Below are 16,775 nucleotides of genomic sequence, written 5' to 3' on the forward strand. Positions count from 1 at the left end.
ACTGGATGATTGTTGCGTTATAAATGGAGTGTGATTTTGATCGGTCGAGTGGTCGTTTTTAGGCTTGTGTTGACAGAGTTCAAGATGTTTTGAGGCTTTTATTTATAAGGGCTTCGGCGTATTTCGTTATCCAGGAAACAACGTGCTTCATCAATTTCCGCACTGGAAATTTATTTCTAAAACTGGATTTTTGTAACCTAGATCTCAAATTGTGATTTTGCTCAATAGCACTATGTTTCACTAAGGAGTATATCTATTCCCGTAGCCTTATTGCTGCTTATAAGAGTTCGAATAAATGATATTTCATGACCTAATCTCGTCGGTATTAAATGAGCGAGAACCGTTTCACAACATCTGGTTTGCTGGAGATTTTCATACGCCTCCAGCGTGCAGTTATCAGGTGAATTTTCCGCGCTTAGAGTTGGTGCTAGACGGAGAGTATATTAATGAAATGGAGAGTCATGATCGCAAAATAACCAACGTTATTGCCAAAGCCGGAGACGCGATTTTCATCCCACCCAACTGTTGGAATAAGCCGAACTGGGATACTGACTGTTCGGTGTTGAGCATGTTGTTTGGGCGTCGTCAGCTTGGTTTAAGTTTGGTGAGTAAGCGCAAAGGTGAAGAGAGCTTTTACGATATTCAAAAGCACAGTATTCAGACTCGCTCTGGGTTTGCGATTGATAACATTCTTGAAGCGCTCAGTTCACTCGCGAGGGAAAGTAACAAGCAGCCGATGGATGAGTTATTGCTGCAAGCTCTACTGCAATACAGTAAAACCATGCTGGAAGCGCCCGTAGAAAAATCTCATAGCCGAGTACAGGATGTGTATCAGGGGATTTGTATCTACATTCAAGAGAACTTCCACCGCCAAATCACCCGAGACAGCATTGCCTCACGCTTTAGCATTTCATCCAATCACTTGTCGCGAATGTTCCGTCAACAAGGTCACATGACACTGGCAGAATACATCACCCGCGTGCGAGTCGACCGCGCTAAGTTCATGCTCAAAAAGTACAACTTCAAGCTCAATGAAGTGGCATTACGTTGCGGCTTTAAGGATGTGAACTACTTCTGTCGAGTATTTAAGAATCGCACCGGAAGAACGCCGACTGAATATCGTGGCTCAATCTAATATCCCTTCAAATTACCTTTTCTGACCAGATCTTATACGACCGAAATTTGTATGACTAGATCATCATTGCTGACTCCGAGCTGTGGTGATCCATTTGCTTTGTGTTCTCCTCTTCCGTTTATTCCTACGCTTCATACCTAAGCTTAGTTTTTCTATTTACCGTGTTTCACTAAGTAACTCCAATTAATAATATTAAGGGTTAGTTTTGCGAGTTGCTTATTATTTTTTGCTCTCTATTAATTGAATTAAACGTGTGAAAGTTGATGTATCAACGCGATGCATTTAATGAATGTTAAGTAAATTAAAAACCACTTATCGAGACGATAAAATCTCATTATTGTCGTCTGGTTTATTGATTGAAGTGTTTTTAAGTTGTTGATTTTAAATGTTTACTTTGCGTCGGTTTATTCTTTATTTATTAGCGAGTAATTCATACCTCGAAATCAAATATTCAGGTTTATACGCTCTATCACAACCTTGACTTATAATACTACAAATTAAAAATTCTATAGATAATATGCTCTCCAGATATTCATCATAAAGAAGACTTATACATGGAACTCAATACTCTGATCGTAGGAATTTATTTCCTTTTCCTTATCGCAATAGGTTGGATGTTTAGAACGTTCACCAGTACAACCAGTGACTATTTCCGCGGGGGCGGTAACATGCTTTGGTGGATGGTTGGCGCAACTGCGTTTATGACTCAGTTCAGTGCTTGGACCTTCACTGGTGCGGCAGGTAAAGCTTATGCTGATGGTTTGGCGGTAGCAATTATCTTCCTAGCGAACGCATTTGGTTACCTGATGAACTACCTTTACTTCGCTCCGAAATTCCGTCAATTGAGAGTAGTAACTCCTATTGATGCGATTCGTATGCGTTTTGGTAGCTTTAACGAGCAAGTATTTACTTGGTCTGGCATGCCGAACAGTATTGTTTCTGCGGGGATCTGGCTGAACGGTTTGGCGATTATCGCATCGGGCATCTTTGGCTTTGATATGACAACAACCATCATTCTGACGGGTCTTGTAGTATTAGTCATGTCGGTGACTGGCGGCTCTTGGGCGGTTATCGCATCTGACTTCATGCAGATGGTTATCATCATGGCAGTAACCGTAACGTGTGCAGCTGTTGCTATCGTGCAAGGTGGCGGCGTTACTGAGATCATTAACGACTTCCCTGTAGAAGAAGGTGCATCATTCGTTTCTGGTAACAACCTGAACTACGTAAGCATCTTCGGAATCTGGGCATTCTTCATCTTCTTCAAGCAGTTCAGTATCACCAACAACATGTTGAACTCTTACCGTTACCTAGCGGCAAAAGACTCCAAGAACGCGAAGAAAGCGGCACTGTTGGCGTGTATTCTGATGACAATCGGTCCAATCATTTGGTTCATGCCACCTTGGTTCGTGGCAGGGCAAGGCATTGATCTTGCTGCACATTACCCAGATGCAGGTTCTAAAGCAGGCGACTTCGCTTACCTTTACTTCGTAGAGCAATACATGCCAGCGGGTATGGTGGGGCTTCTAATCGCAGCGATGTTTGCGGCAACTATGTCTTCTATGGACTCAGGCTTAAACCGTAACTCTGGTATCTTTGTAATCAACTTCTACCAACCGATTCTTCGTCCAAACGCGACAGAGAAAGAGCTGATGATTGTGTCTAAGTTGATGTCTACTTTCTTTGGTCTTGCCATCATCCTTATCGCGCTGTTCATCAACTCGCTAAAAGGCTTAAGTCTGTTCGACACCATGATGTACGTGGGTGCATTAATCGGCTTCCCAATGACCATTCCAGCATTCTGTGGCTTCTTCCTTAAGAAGACTCCGGACTGGGCAGGTTGGGGTACGCTAGTGGTCGGTGCGATTGTGTCTTACATCGTTGGTTTCGTGATTACCGCTGAGATGCTACAGAACTGGTTCAACCTAGAGCCTCTAACAGGCCGCGAATGGTCTGACTTAAAAGTAGCAGTAGGCCTGATTGCACACTTAACCTTTACTGCTGGCTTCTTCATTCTTTCGACTCTGTTCTACAAACCACTGGAAGCGTCTCGTCAGAAAGATGTCGATACCTTCTTCAACAACTTAGCGACACCATTGGTTTCTGAGTCAACAGCACAGAAGAAACTGGATAACAAACAACGTCACATGCTGGGTTCTCTGATCGCAGTGTCTGGTGTAGCCGTGATGGCGATGTTTGCTCTGCCGAACCCATTCTGGGGAAGAATGATGTTCGTACTGTGTGGCGGTATCGTGTTCATCGTTGGTCTGCTGTTAGTGAAAGCCGTAGACGACTCAGTTGAGGATGCGAAACAAGCGAAGAAAACTGCCTAAGTTCGCTAACCAGTTACACAAGTAATTAAACATAAAACGGTTGAGCTCTAATGCTCAGCCGTTTTTTATTTTGTGAGCAAATGAGCAAATGAGCAAATGAGCAAATGAGTATAGAAGGATTGGATAAGTGTCATAACAGGAGATAAATGGATTCTTTGAGCTTAACCAGAATAGTTGAATTAGATGGGGTGAATTAGAAGAGAAATTAGATAAGGCGAGACGAGATGTACATCAACAGAGCCTGTAGGTCGACACTGCTTCGGGTCTTTTGCAAACGCTCATTGACCTGATCGTGAAGTAGGTTTCTAGTTAGGTTGGTCGCCGCCACAATATGCTCACGCTGTGGTTTGGTTGGCAATACCAAAGCGATAGCAACGTGTACTTCACCAATGCGTGAGGCCCAGTCAATCGGGTCGTCACTGACGATGACCGCAATCGAGAGATCTTGGGTCGATTCAAACATCACATGGGGCAGAGCGATCCCTGGTGATACACATGTAGAGGAGCGTTCTTCTCGTTTAATAAATGCCAGAATCAATTCATCTGGATCTTCTGGATAAACAAGGTGAGCGAGGCCTTTCAAGCACTCAAATTTAGTCAGTTGAGTTTGCGCCTTGGCGTGGTGCCATTTGATATCACAAGGTGGGCATATCTGAGGCATACGCTGGATTAGATCGTTCGAAAACTCATGGTTCACTTGCGACCCAACCATCGCGTAGTGCTCGGCAATGACATCTTTAAGAACGAAACAGGCCAGTTCTGCATCAATACCGACCGCGGTGATCTGACATAAATCACCACGAAGTAAACCTACTTGCAGCATCGCGACGGATTTGGAGAGATCAGCGGTTCGATTTTGAGTGATGTTGATAATGCGAATGGTACTTTTGAACTTCTTCGCTAAGCGAGTCAGCGGCTGCGCGACATGTGAGTTCGCGGCAGGATCGTTAACGAAGAAGGTGATCTGGTATTCGTTCATCAAAAGTTTAAGTTCGACAGTGCTTAATAAAGACTTTATCGACACTCAACAACACCTCTTCCATTGGAACAAATACGGTTTTAGCTGGGTCAAATCGGCCTGGTTGTTCGATGTCTATATCAGAGACGATCAACACTTTGTCTGCGAGGGTAATATCTTGGGCTGTCAGTAAGTTTTCAATACCCATAGCGCCTTGCGTCTCAACTTTGATTGAAACGTTGAACTTAGGGGCTGTTTTATTTAGAGCATCAGCTGCCATATAAGTATGTGCGATGCCTGTAGGGCACGCAGTTACCGCTACAATTCTCATTATTATTCTCGGCTTAATCTCGTCCCTGTTACCTTACATAAGCTACCTTTCAGACAGAAGCTACCTTGCATGGGAAACCAGTATGGAAAGTTCGCATAGGGGAGGGGCGATATTGTTATGGGTTCTGTGGATTTTATGGATTGGCGTTTTTTATTCCAAGGTGAAAGTCACACTCTGAGTTCTTGGTTACAATAATCCAGTTAATGCACCTTTCGTCCTATATATTGAGTGCCTTCACACCGTTAATCTTTTCATCTTATTAACCTTATCACTTACGTAATTACTTCAGTCTGAAATCAGGCGAGGCAGAGCAGCATATGGATATCACTAACATTATCGAGCCCGAGATCATCTGCTTAGATTTACAAGCCGACTCAAAACAGGCGGTATTTGAAGAGCTTGTAGAACTGCTCGACCGTGCCGGTAAGCTCTCCAATAAACGTGAATTCCTTGATGACATCTGGAAGCGTGAAGCCATAGGTAACACGGGCTTTGACGATGGTATCGCCATTCCACACGCAAAAAGCACCGCGGTTGCAAAGCCTGCCGTTGCTGTGGGTATCAGCCGCTCTGGTATCGATTATGGCGCAGACGGCGGCGAACTGTCGGATGTGTTCTTTATGCTTGCTTCACCTGACAACAACGACGACCACCATATCGAGGTGCTAGCTCAGATTTCGACCAGACTTATCGAAGATGGCTTTGTTACAAAATTAAAGGCGGTGGAATCGGTTGAGGAGGCTCAAGAGCTGTTTCTTGAAGCCAATTCTGAATCGTTCGATAGTTACGCCTCTAGCCATCATGAAGTGTATGTTGAGCCACTAAGCCCTTGGGCTCAATCTCTTAATCGCCTCAAAGAACACCTGTTGTACGGTACTTCGCACATGATCCCATTCGTGGTCGCGGGTGGTGTGCTTTTGTCTTTATCGGTGATGATGTCTGGTCATGGTGCTGTGCCTGAGAGCGGCGTTCTGGCTGATATCGCACAAATGGGCATAGCGGGGCTAACCCTGTTTACTGCGGTACTCGGTGGTTACATCGCGTATTCGATGGCCGACAAACCGGGTTTAGCGCCCGGAATGATTGGTTCTTGGGTCGCGGTCAATCAATACAACACCGGCTTTCTTGGGGCGATTGTGGTCGGCTTTTTCGCGGGCTTTGTGGTTAATCTACTTAAGAAGATCAAACTGCCAGACAGCATGATCTCGCTGAGCTCTATCTTCATCTATCCGCTTGTCGGCACGTTTGTTACCTGTGGGGCTGTGATGTGGGTGATTGGTGCCCCCATTGCGCAGGTGATGCTTGAGATGAACCAAATGCTGACTGGCATGGCAGGCTCAGGAAAAGTGGTGTTGGGCAGTATTTTAGGCGCGATGACGGCCTTTGATATGGGGGGCCCAATCAATAAGGTCGCAACGCTGTTTGCGCAAACTCAAGTGAATACTCAACCATGGTTGATGGGCGGTGTAGGGATTGCGATTTGTACACCACCACTCGGCATGGCACTGGCGACTTTCTTATCGCCGAAGAAATTCAAAAGAGACGAGCGTGAAGCGGGTAAAGCTGCGGGCATCATGGGAATGATCGGCATCAGTGAAGGCGCGATCCCATTTGCTGCCGCCGATCCTGCGCGCGTTCTGCCTGCGGTTGTTGCTGGTGGTATTGTCGGTAACGTGGTCGGCTTTATGTTCCATGTGGTCAACCATGCACCATGGGGTGGTTGGATTGTGCTGCCAGTGGTTGATGGCAAGATTGGCTATATTGTCGGGACACTAGCAGGTGCTCTAACGACGGCTCTGATTGTGATACTACTGAAAAAGAATGTGGTCGAAGGCGAAGCGAATTCTAATCAGTCCACGGGTGGCTCGGTAACAGAAGAAGGGCAAGCGGATGTACTCGCAATTACGTCTTGCCCGTCGGGGGTCGCCCATACTTTCCTAGCAGCGAAGTCTCTGGAAAAGGCGGCGCATCATCTTGGGGTTCGGATAAAGGTTGAAACACAAGGTGCTAACGGGATAGGCAATCGCATCACTCAGAAAGACATTGAAAGGGCGAGGCTAGTGATCTTTGCTCACGATGTGGCGATTAAAGAGGTCGAGCGCTTTGCGAACGTGAAAACTTTGGACGTCAGCACCAAAGAGGCGATGCTTAATGCGCAGGCGTTGATCATGAGAAAGGTGTAATCCTTAGACCGCAAAATTAATCATCTATAAAGTTAACTAGATCAAAACTAAAAAGACTCCGCTCTAGACCTGATAAGGTGAAAGTGGAGTCTTTTTGTATGGCTTTCTAGTAGATAAGCTCACACCTAAAAAGGGTGGTACTTAAATACGTCTTCAACCATAGAGTTAAGTAGATCGATATCGTCACAGGTTTTCGCGTATGTACGCAGGCCTGCGATTTGAACTTGAACATGACGAGCAAGTTGAGTCGGTTCACGCTCTTTGCTTATCTCACCCAATTCTTGCGCTTCTGCTATCAGCTTGGCGAATTCACCTTCCATAATCTTCAGTGACTTCTTAGCTTCTGCTAATAGTTCCGCGTGCTCATCAGTCAGCTCGGCAACTGTTTTCGCTAACATACACATGCCGTTTGGTGCGCTCTGTTTAGATTCGATAACTGCACGTTTTACGAAGTTTTCAAGCGCTTTGATAGGCGATTCGGTTTCACTGCGGAAGCGGTTCAGATTAAGGATGCCAAGTTCGGTATAGCGAGCAAGAGTTTCCTTAAACAGTCCTTCTTTACTGCCAAAAGTCGCGTAGATGCTTCCCGGGCGCATATCAATCACGTCCTGTAGGTTACGCATAGATGTTGCGTGAAAGCCTTTTTCCCAATACAGGTTAGTTGCTTTGTCTACTACATCTTGTCTATCGAACTTTGCCGTTTTAGCCATAACATCTACTTCATTAAACTGAACACATACTCAATATTTTATGCTGAACGCTCGTTCTAGTAAAGCCACACCAGTAAGAAAACAGGCTGCTTAGTCTAGTTATTTGCTAAATGATTGAAACAAAATGGCTAGTGTGTAGCTGCAGGCTGCAATTTATGCGTCAACAACTTCTACGGTTTTATGTTGCGCACCGTAATAGGTGCCTTCATCAATGGTATACATTAAAATTTCATCACATTCTGGGCAGTTGAATTCTTCGTTGGGTTCAATTGCTGCCTCTTCTACCCATTCCCATCCAATGTTTTCTTCGCAAGCAGGACAATCCATAAAAACCTCTAATTATGCATCTACGTTATTTTTACGAGCTCGGCATTATACATAGTTGATGTTGAATATATAGATGGTCGTGGGGACATAGCTTGATAAGGCTTGTACAGTTAGTGTGACCTACCACTTTGTGGTTATGTAAAACCTGTCAATTTTCAGTCACTTGCGCCGGAAAAATGTTGAAGAGCGTATTTGTTTTCCGCTTAAGTTGCATAGCTAACAGTTTTATAAACAAGTCAATGAGTTCTATAAGGTTAAGTGTTAGGTTTATCGATTGCCGCCGATAGGGAATGGTAATTACTAAAACTGAATAATTATATGATCTCAACAAGGGTATACCGGTTTAGAAGTGTGTCTAATTACAAACAGAAAGAAATTTGTTAGCTGCTAGGGAATAAAAATGAAATTAACTGATATGTCTTTTAAGCAAAAATTATCGCTTTGCTTATTTTGCCGATCTTAGGCTTCTTATGGCTTAGTGTTTCTGCGATATCAAAAGGCGTAGAGACCACCAGTGAAATGGCATCATTAAACCAACTGACGCGTTTGTCTGTTGTATACAGTGAATTAGTGCATGAGTTGCAGAAAGAGCGTGGAATGACTGCCGGTTTTATCGGCTCACAGGGTACTCAGTTTGTCAGTGAACTACGTTCACAAAGAACAAGTGCGGATACTCGACGTGACCGGAGAAACGAATATTGGCAGTCTGCTGACATCAATTTACCGCAAATCACAAAGTTGAATACAGAAATCAGCCGAAGCCTCAATCAGATCACTTCTATTCGTAATCGAGTGGATTCTCAATCAATTCCACTCTCTGAGGCGTTAGGTTACTACACTCAACTGAATGCAAAGCTATTGAGCGTATCGGCATTGATTGCAGAGTTGAGCTCTGATGCCACCATCACTACAGAAACCATCGCTTACTACAACTTCTTGCAAGGTAAAGAGCGTGCAGGTATTGAACGTGCTGTCTTAAATAACACCTTTTCTAAAAATGAATTTGGCCCGGGTATGCTGGTAAAATTCATCTCTTTGGTGACAGAGCAAAATACCTATTTCTCGAACTTTGAAATATTGAGCAACCCAGCTAACGTTCGTTTCTTTGAGCAACAGTTAAATGACCGCTCTGTGGCAGAAGTCGAAAAGCTTCGTAGTTTGGCTGAATCTAAGATGAGCGGCTTTGATGTCGACCCTGTGTACTGGTTTACACAATCAACGGCGCGTATTGTTCAGTTGAATAAAACAGAGAACCAGCTGGCAGATTCTCTTATTGCATTGACCGATCAGAAAACTCAGCAAGCTCAATCAGCGATGATGGGCAGTATCGCGATGTTTGTTGTGATTACGTTGTTTGCAACTTTTGTTAGCTTCAAGGCCATTACCGATCTAACCACACGAGTGAAAGACCTTACTTTAGTGCTTTCAAAAGTTCGTGATGATAATGATTTGACAGTTCGTGCGACTTACGTAGGTAACAGTGAGCTTGGTCAGATATCTTCATCGCTTAACGAAACTTTAGAGAAGTTCTCCCAGGTGATCGATAACTTGTCTCAATCGAGCTTAACACTCGCTTCGGCAGCAGAAGAGACTGCGCAAACTTGCCAATACAACTCCAATACCTTGGTTGAGCAACAAGACCAAATTGGGCTGATTGCAACGGCAACTGAGGAGCTTTCGGCAACAGTGAATGAAGTTGCGGCTAAAACGCAGCAAACGGCGACTTCGGCGAAAATGGTGGATCAACAGTCACAAGAGGGCTTGAGCACGGTCCAACACTCTTATGAATCGATTGAAATCTTAGCGTCTGAGATTAACGGCTTAGCTGAGAAAATTACCCACCTACACGAAAGCAGCAATAATATTAACAGCGTAATCGATGTGATTAAGTCGGTAGCAGATCAAACTAACTTATTGGCATTGAATGCGGCAATTGAAGCGGCTCGTGCGGGTGAGCAGGGTCGTGGTTTTGCGGTGGTTGCTGATGAAGTTCGTACATTGGCGCAGCGAACTCAAGAGTCGACGTTGGAAATTGAAGGCTTCATTAGTTCGCTACAGTCTGATGTTCAAACAGCGTTCAATGTGATTGATAACAGTAAAAAAATGTCATCAAGAGCGGTTGAAGATTCGCGAGAGGTTGAACAGACCCTACAAGATATCTCAGGTGCGGTGAGCGAGATATTCAGCATGACCGAACAGATTGCAACGGCAACTGAAGAGCAAGCGGTCGTTACGCAAGACATTGCTCAGAACGTGGTGGCGGTAGAGCAGAAGTCGACAGAATCTACGACGGGCGCGACTCAAATTGCGGCGACAGCGAAAGAACAAGCAGAATTGGCAACATCACTAAAAGAGCTTTCGAATACGTTTAAGAGTTAGTAACAACGGTAGTTAGGAATTAGTCGTCTATGTAAAAACTAAAAACCGAGAATCTCAAAATTCTCGGTTTTTTAATAAAGGGTTTGTTAAGTTAATCTTCACTTACAAACATGGAAATATCATTGCGACAAGGGTTGATGCTGTATTTAGAACTAACTCATGAACCAAGATATAAAGATCAGAGCACCAAAACCGAATGTTGCGATAAGTGCCGTGTCGCCGCCGGCTGCGGTATAGCTACCCTGAGTTTGTAGGTGAGGAAAGTCAGGCCTACGAACTTTAACTACCATCGCAAGTGGTCCCCAGATAGCTAAGAACACCAGCACCATGCCTGCATAGTCGAGCATGCTTACAAACTGGCTAGCGAATGACTCAGCTAATACCAAAGGTAGAACGAAGGTTAGGGCATAAGCCAATGCTTTGTTGCTGGTGACTGCATCTTTGTTTTGGTCGTACAGCGCCATAGACACACCAAGGAAAGAGGTTACCAATGCCAATACTGAGAACAGCGCAATCACTACTTTCAGCCAAGAAGACTGTCCGCTAAACGCCGAGATCAGTTCTGAAATGTTATGGAATTGGCTGATAGCGTCCGTACCAAGGTTACCGATAATCGCGAATAACCAAGTTAGGTAGCAGATTAGTGGAATCACTGAGCCAAGCAGAATCATATTGCGGATCTGCTTTTGAGTCGCTTCACGGTTGTAGATCACCAGTGACGGGATCACCACCATAGAGGCAAAGCTAGTAAAGATAACCGCACTGTATTGCACCACATCGTTGGCCGTGTAATGGCTGGTTTGAGTTAGGTAATCAAGGCGAATGTTGCTGAATAATGACGCGATAACGATAAGTAACATCACGACCATTAAGATGAATAGCCCTCGATTCAGTTTATCGATATAGGACTTACCAGACACAACAACGACACCCATAAATAAGCTGAAAACGGTATACGCAGCGGATGCAGAGATGTCTATTCCCACATCGAGCAATAGCTTATGAATGATATCGCCAACACCCAAGATATAAGCGATCAGCATGCATACCAGCAGCAAGTAAAAGAGTGCATTGATAAAGTGTTTACCTTTGCTGCCTAGCGTTAAGTAAGCAACGCTGCTCATGCCACTATTGTCTTTCGTTTTTGTACACGCCTCTGCGAGCAGAAGGGCAGAGTAGGTGGTGCCAATAAAGATAAGTAGCATCAGCACTGAGCTGATCATGAAGCCAAATTGAGCTAAAACCATAGGGATAGCCAACATGCCAGCCCCTAGTGCAGTTCCCGAAAGGATTAGAGAACTGCCGAATAATTTCATATTCAAGAAAACAACCTCAAGCGATCCAATTAATTTTTGTTTGGATTGTAAATAATTGTTTCCAAGACTAACAAAATACTCAGTAAAGTTAGGGGTTAATTTCTAATAAATTTTGAATTTTTCTAAAAAATTCACGAAGAGATTTGCACTGTATATGGCTGGTTGTTTTTTGTATTCATCTTGTGAGTTGTTTTATCTTTCTGATAACTTATGAACATTAACAGCCGTTTAATCATTCGTTCTATACGGCTGATTAACGGATGTCTTAATCTCAGTGAAACCAAGTCAAAACCTTGTTTATTTGATGACTTCCTGCCGGATTCCCTTATTTTATGAGTACTAATTGGATCTCCTCAATTAAGAGGCTATCCAGTTGTAGCATGAGGGTTTGTCGTAAATGGAAAGATCCGTTGTCGCAGAAGCCACTCGGTAGTTTGGCGTTTCACTCTTATTATCCTCACACCAATTATGTGGGGGTTTTATGTATCGTTTTCTATTTTGTAGTTTTACGCTTGTTCTCTTGTATCCAATGGCGATTGACTTATATCTGGTTGGCTTGCCTCAAATTGCCGCGGACTTAAATGCCTCTGAGGCGCAGCTTCATGTCGCGTTCTCCATCTATCTAGCGGGCATGGCAATTACGATGTTGTTTGCGGGTAAATTTGCCGACAGTGTGGGTAGAAAACCTGTCGCAATTTTCGGTGCGATTGTCTTTGCGCTCTCTTCGATGCTAGGCGGAGTCGTCACCAGCGCAGAACCGTTTCTAGCGGTACGCTTTTTCCAAGGTGTTGGTGCGGGGTCTTGTTATGTAGTGGCATTCGCCATATTGCGAGATGTGTTAGACGATCAAAAACGCGCTAAGGTGTTGTCGATGATGAATGGCATTACCTGCATCGTTCCAGTGCTTGCGCCTGTGATTGGCCACTTAATCATGACGGTTTACCCGTGGCCGAGCTTGTTCACGACCATGGCGAGCATGGGTGTGGTGGTGTGTTTGTTGTCGGTGTTAGTGCTAAAAGAAACCAAGCCGAATGGTCAAGATTCTGAAGTGACCAAAGCTTCTGTGTCTCACTCCACTTCAACCGAAACGTTCAAAGCCCCCTTGTTTATCAGCCGTGTGATCATAACCAGCTTAGGCGTGACGGCGATTCTGACTTACGTGAATGTGTCTCCAATGCTGATCATGACAGAGCTTGGCTTCGACCGAGGTCAGTACTCTTACACCATGGCACTCACGGCTTTGGTGAGTATGTTGGTGTCTTTCTCAGCCCCGTTTGCTTTGAATGTTTTTAAACAAAAGAACCTCATGCTAACTTCACAAGCGTGCTTCGTTATTGCAGCTATTTTGTTGCTCGCGTCGATTGACGGCGGCTTAGGTCATTACGTCACGTTGTTGGGTTTTGCTTTCGTGTGCGGCGGTTTCTCACTAGGTTTCGGTGTTGCGATGAGTCAAGCATTGAGTTGTTACTCACAGCGAGCAGGTGTGGCAAGTTCGATACTGGGCGTTTCTCAGGTGTGTACTTCGGCACTGTTTATCTGGTTGATGGGCGCTATCGGACTCAGTGTATTGAATATGTTGGTATTTATACTGGCTGCTGGTGGAGTTATCAGTATTGCTCTAATACTATGGGTAGGTCCTTCCCAAGTTAAAAGTGATTATGAAGAAGCCACTAGCCCGTCTTGATCTGAATTTGTTGTTTACTCTGCAATTGCTGTTGCAAGAGCAGAGTGTTTCGAAAGCTGCCAAAAAGCTCAACGTCACGCCTTCAACGGTGAGCAAATCACTTACTAAACTTCGAGACTGGTTCGATGATCCTCTATTTGTAAAGACACCAAGAGGTTTAACGCCAACACCACTTGCGCTGAGCATGGTGAAACATCTTCAAGACTGGTTGCAGATCGGTAGCCAAATATTGACGACTCGTGGCGACGATGCGCCTAAAGATCTGCGCTTGAATCTCGAGGCGGAATCTCCTCTGTCGCTAATCATGCTCAATGAGCTGACGCAAAGCGTGTACCAACGCTATCCAGATGCAAAAATCAAAATGCGTAATTGGGATTATGACTCTATAGATTCCATCGTTCGTGGCGAATCTGATATTGGGTTTTCTGGGCGAGAAAGCCACCCGCGTTCGAAAGAATCTCTAGACGCGTTGCCATACTTCATCGACTTCGAGGTTCTGTTCCACGACTTGCCTGTCGTGTATCTGAGAAAAGACCATCCTGCCTTGCAAGAAGAGTGGAACCTTGAGGCTTTCCTTAAATACCCTCATATCAATATTGTGTGGGAGAAAAGCGAAACATGGGCGCTGGATGAAGTGCTTACCGACCTACAGCTCGACCGCAATATCGCACTGACATTAGCGGGCTTCGAACAATCGTTATTTATGACTGCCCAGTCAAATCACACCATGACTACCGTTGCACCAAATTACTGCCGACGTTACGTAGAGCAGCTTCACCCCAATCTTACCTGCTTACCTATCCCTCTAGATGAAGAAAATGCCAATAAGTTGCTGATCCCATTTACTATGATTTGGCATAAACGCAACGCCTACAATCCGATCGTTCTATGGTTAAAAGATACGCTTAGAGATCTTTACCAGTTTGAAGGTGAAAGTGTCTAACCTTGTGATGAGATTAAATGTGATTAGATGACCTGAAGGCTTGTGCCGTTAATATTGGAACGTTGATTTAAATAAGAATTCAGACTTAGAACAGAACCCATCAGGTGTTAGCTGATGGGTTTTTCATTTTAAATCATGCAGGTAGGGTCAGAACTGCTCAAATGAATACGGTTATTCCATAATTGTTGATTCGACAAATACAGCCCATTTGAACGAATGTTCAAAATAACACTTGAACGATCGTTCTGGTTTGTTCTATATTGTCTTCACGCCAACGGAGAACAGTCTCATATAGCTCCGATTGTGAACCTAATTAAGATAAAGAATCGAAAGGAATAGAACATGAGCAATTTCAAAATTCACTCAGTAGAATCCGCGCCAGAACAAAGCCAACCTATTCTTGAAGGCGCTAAAAAGCAGATGGGTAGAGTGCCTGGTCTTTTCGGGGTTTTGGCTGAATCTCCAAACACGCTTAAGGCTTACACTCAGCTTCATCAGGCGTTTAGTGACTCATCTTTCGATGCTGAAGAGCTAACGGTTGTTTGGCAAACCATCAACGTTGAACACGAATGCCACTACTGCGTACCTGCTCACACAGGCATTGCACATTCAATGAAGGTTGATCCTGCTATCACTGAAGCACTGCGTAATCGCACCGCAATACCAACAGAAAAGCTGCAAGCTTTGCACAACTTCACACTGAGCATGGTTCGTAATCGTGGCAATGTGCCAGCAAACGAAATGGAAGCATTCTTCGCTGCGGGTTACGGGCAACAGCAAGTTTTAGAAGTGATTCTTGGCCTATCTCAGAAAGTGATCAGTAACTACGTAAACCACGTTGCTGAAACGCCAGTAGATAAAGTATTTGAGCAGTTCGCTTGGCAAGGTTAATCGCATTTAATTAACCCAACAATATGACAGTGATGAAAGCCCCACTCAGTTGAGTGGGGCTTTGTTGTTTGGAGTGAATGGGGAATTAGAAAGGTAAATTAACGTACGTGTTTAGCGATTATCTTGGCTAGTGTCACAACCCCTTCTTTCCATTCCTTGCTCTCTTCAATATTGGCGACAGTGAAGCGCAAGCAGTGTTTATATTGGTCGTTGGTTCCAAATACTGTACCGGGTAAAATCCCCAACTTATGCTTTAAACAGTCTCGATAGACCGCGTAGCTATCGACCGATTCAGGCAGTGTTATCCAGTTTAAAAAAGACCCTTCCGGTTTGGATAGGTGGTAGTGTCCAACAAGGTGTGGGTAGCTATCTAGTGCTTGTATTAAAAGGCTTTGAAATTGCTTTTGATTGGTTTGGTAGAGCCGCTTCATCTTAGACAAATGGCTGCGATATTTACCGGTAGTGAGGAATTGACCCACCGCGGATTGCATCAGGTTTGAGCTCCCCATATTGTCGCATAAAAGGTACTTTTCGACTTGAGCTTGGTAGCGACCCGATAGTAACCAACCGATTCGCAGGCGAGAGTCTAAGGTTTTAGATAGCGAGTTGACGTAAATGACTCGATCTTGGTCATCAAGCTCTTTGAGGCTGGCAATGGGTGTGTCAAATGCCAAGCTACCGAACACATCGTCTTCGATAATTGGTAAAGATCCCGTGATCTCCAGTAATGCTTTTCGATTCGCCAATGGCATTCTTGAGCCGGTTGGGTTAGTAAAGTTTGGCGTTAGCAGTAAGGTTTTCACTTCCCATTTGTCCAACGCACTATGTAGCGAAGGAATGTCGATTCCGTGGCTAACACTGCTTGGTATTTCAAGAGCCTGTAACCCAAGTGATTCAAGTAGTAGTAAGTTACCGAAATAACACGGTGACTCAACAGCGACGATGTCACCCGGTTTGGTTAATGCCCGCAGAGCCAAACTTATCGCCTGTTGAGCACCGTGAGTAATCGCAATCTCTTTCGATCCCGCAGGTACACCAAGATCATGGGTGATCTTTAACAATTGCTTTACTAATTGCTCGTCGCCGGGGGGAAGTTGGTAATAACCGGGCAGTTGAGTTTGCAAACGGCTATGGCGACCGATTTCGGCATACAAGCTTCGAATCGCAGGGTTGTTGATATTCGGGTGGGCCGAGCCTGCCAACAATTTCAAGCGACCTTTTGGACGAGAGAGTACCGATTTGGTGACAGACAACAGATCGACTTTTTGAGGTTGGCTTGATGCATCCCAGTTAGTGGTGTTGGGTGCTTTCACGCGATAGCCAGATTTAGGTACTGAATAAACCCAGCCTGTCGCTTCCAGTTCTTGGTAGGCACGAATCACGGTATTTTTACTCACGCCAAGCTGTTCGCTTAGTTGACGGATTGAGGGAAGGCGATCGTCTGGATGAAAGAGTCCCTTATCGATCTGAGCCTTAATATGTTGTTCGGTAGCAAGGTATTTATTGCCGCTGAGTTCTGCTTCCACGTTTTTCTCCCTCGTTGCTCACTCTCAATCTGTAACCATTTAAAGTGTTATATCTGTAT

Annotated in this window: 12 protein-coding genes and 1 pseudogene; 7 read left to right on the plus strand and 6 right to left on the minus strand. The window is 44.5% G+C overall.

The window, feature by feature from the left end; translation table 11 throughout:
• The first annotated feature begins 295 nt into the window (after window positions 1-295).
• Both ITG09_23315 and ITG09_23320 read left to right on the plus strand, forming a co-directional pair.
• The gene (locus tag ITG09_23315) at window positions 296-1,135 is read left to right on the plus strand and encodes a helix-turn-helix transcriptional regulator (protein UPR54301.1); all 840 of its coding nucleotides are present in this window, start codon (window positions 296-298) and stop codon (window positions 1,133-1,135) included.
• A gap of 554 nt (window positions 1,136-1,689) precedes the next feature.
• A complete protein-coding gene (locus tag ITG09_23320; GenBank protein UPR54302.1) occupies window positions 1,690-3,468 on the plus strand; it encodes a Na+:solute symporter in 1,779 nt (592 codons plus the stop codon).
• Window positions 3,469-3,673: 205 nt separating this feature from the next.
• Here the strand turns inward: ITG09_23320 and ITG09_23325 are convergent, their stop codons facing one another.
• Both ITG09_23325 and ITG09_23330 read right to left on the minus strand, forming a co-directional pair.
• Entirely contained in the window at window positions 3,674-4,447 is a 774-nt protein-coding gene (locus ITG09_23325) for a PTS sugar transporter subunit IIA (protein UPR55246.1), read from the minus strand.
• Between the two features lie 7 nt (window positions 4,448-4,454).
• Complete coding sequence (locus ITG09_23330; GenBank protein ID UPR54303.1) at window positions 4,455-4,757, minus strand: PTS fructose transporter subunit IIB; 303 nt, start codon at window positions 4,755-4,757, stop codon at window positions 4,455-4,457.
• Window positions 4,758-5,074: 317 nt separating this feature from the next.
• On the opposite strand from ITG09_23330, the gene ITG09_23335 reads away from it, so the two are divergent.
• The gene (locus ITG09_23335) at window positions 5,075-6,940 is read left to right on the plus strand and encodes a PTS sugar transporter subunit IIA (protein UPR54304.1); all 1,866 of its coding nucleotides are present in this window, start codon (window positions 5,075-5,077) and stop codon (window positions 6,938-6,940) included.
• A gap of 125 nt (window positions 6,941-7,065) precedes the next feature.
• Here the strand turns inward: ITG09_23335 and ITG09_23340 are convergent, their stop codons facing one another.
• Together ITG09_23340 and ITG09_23345 are read right to left on the minus strand one after the other, a co-directional pair.
• A complete protein-coding gene (locus ITG09_23340) occupies window positions 7,066-7,650 on the minus strand; it encodes a TetR/AcrR family transcriptional regulator (GenBank protein ID UPR54305.1) in 585 nt (194 codons plus the stop codon).
• Window positions 7,651-7,803: 153 nt separating this feature from the next.
• On the minus strand, window positions 7,804-7,977 hold the full coding sequence (locus ITG09_23345; protein UPR54306.1) for a hypothetical protein: 174 nt from the start codon (window positions 7,975-7,977) through the stop codon (window positions 7,804-7,806).
• A 400-nt stretch (window positions 7,978-8,377) separates the two neighbouring features.
• Between ITG09_23345 and ITG09_23350 the strand changes: the two are divergent.
• A pseudogene (locus ITG09_23350) lies at window positions 8,378-10,356 on the plus strand (methyl-accepting chemotaxis protein).
• 152 nt (window positions 10,357-10,508) lie between these two features.
• Here ITG09_23350 and ITG09_23355 read toward each other — a convergent pair.
• Window positions 10,509-11,672, minus strand: coding sequence for a tyrosine transporter (locus ITG09_23355; GenBank protein ID UPR55247.1), 1,164 nt, complete (start codon window positions 11,670-11,672; stop codon window positions 10,509-10,511).
• A gap of 481 nt (window positions 11,673-12,153) precedes the next feature.
• On the opposite strand from ITG09_23355, the gene ITG09_23360 reads away from it, so the two are divergent.
• The 3 genes from ITG09_23360 to ITG09_23370 all read left to right on the plus strand — a co-directional run bounded on the left by ITG09_23360 (window position 12,154) and on the right by ITG09_23370 (window position 15,190).
• On the plus strand, window positions 12,154-13,356 hold the full coding sequence (locus tag ITG09_23360) for an MFS transporter (protein UPR54307.1): 1,203 nt from the start codon (window positions 12,154-12,156) through the stop codon (window positions 13,354-13,356).
• Window positions 13,331-14,299: an HTH-type transcriptional regulator YidZ gene (gene yidZ, locus ITG09_23365; GenBank protein UPR54308.1), complete on the plus strand. Its 969-nt coding sequence runs from the start codon at window positions 13,331-13,333 to the stop codon at window positions 14,297-14,299. Before ITG09_23360 ends, yidZ begins: the two co-directional genes overlap by 26 nt.
• Before the next feature lie 342 nt (window positions 14,300-14,641).
• Window positions 14,642-15,190 carry a carboxymuconolactone decarboxylase family protein gene (locus tag ITG09_23370; protein ID UPR54309.1) on the plus strand — a complete coding sequence of 183 codons (549 nt, stop codon included), beginning with the start codon at window positions 14,642-14,644 and terminating at the stop codon, window positions 15,188-15,190.
• 98 nt (window positions 15,191-15,288) lie between these two features.
• Here the strand turns inward: ITG09_23370 and ITG09_23375 are convergent, their stop codons facing one another.
• Entirely contained in the window at window positions 15,289-16,716 is a 1,428-nt protein-coding gene (locus ITG09_23375) for a PLP-dependent aminotransferase family protein (protein UPR54310.1), read from the minus strand.
• Window positions 16,717-16,775 lie beyond the last annotated feature (59 nt).

It is taken from the genome of Vibrio cyclitrophicus (genome assembly GCA_023206055.1).
Classification (GTDB): domain Bacteria; phylum Pseudomonadota; class Gammaproteobacteria; order Enterobacterales; family Vibrionaceae; genus Vibrio; species Vibrio cyclitrophicus_A.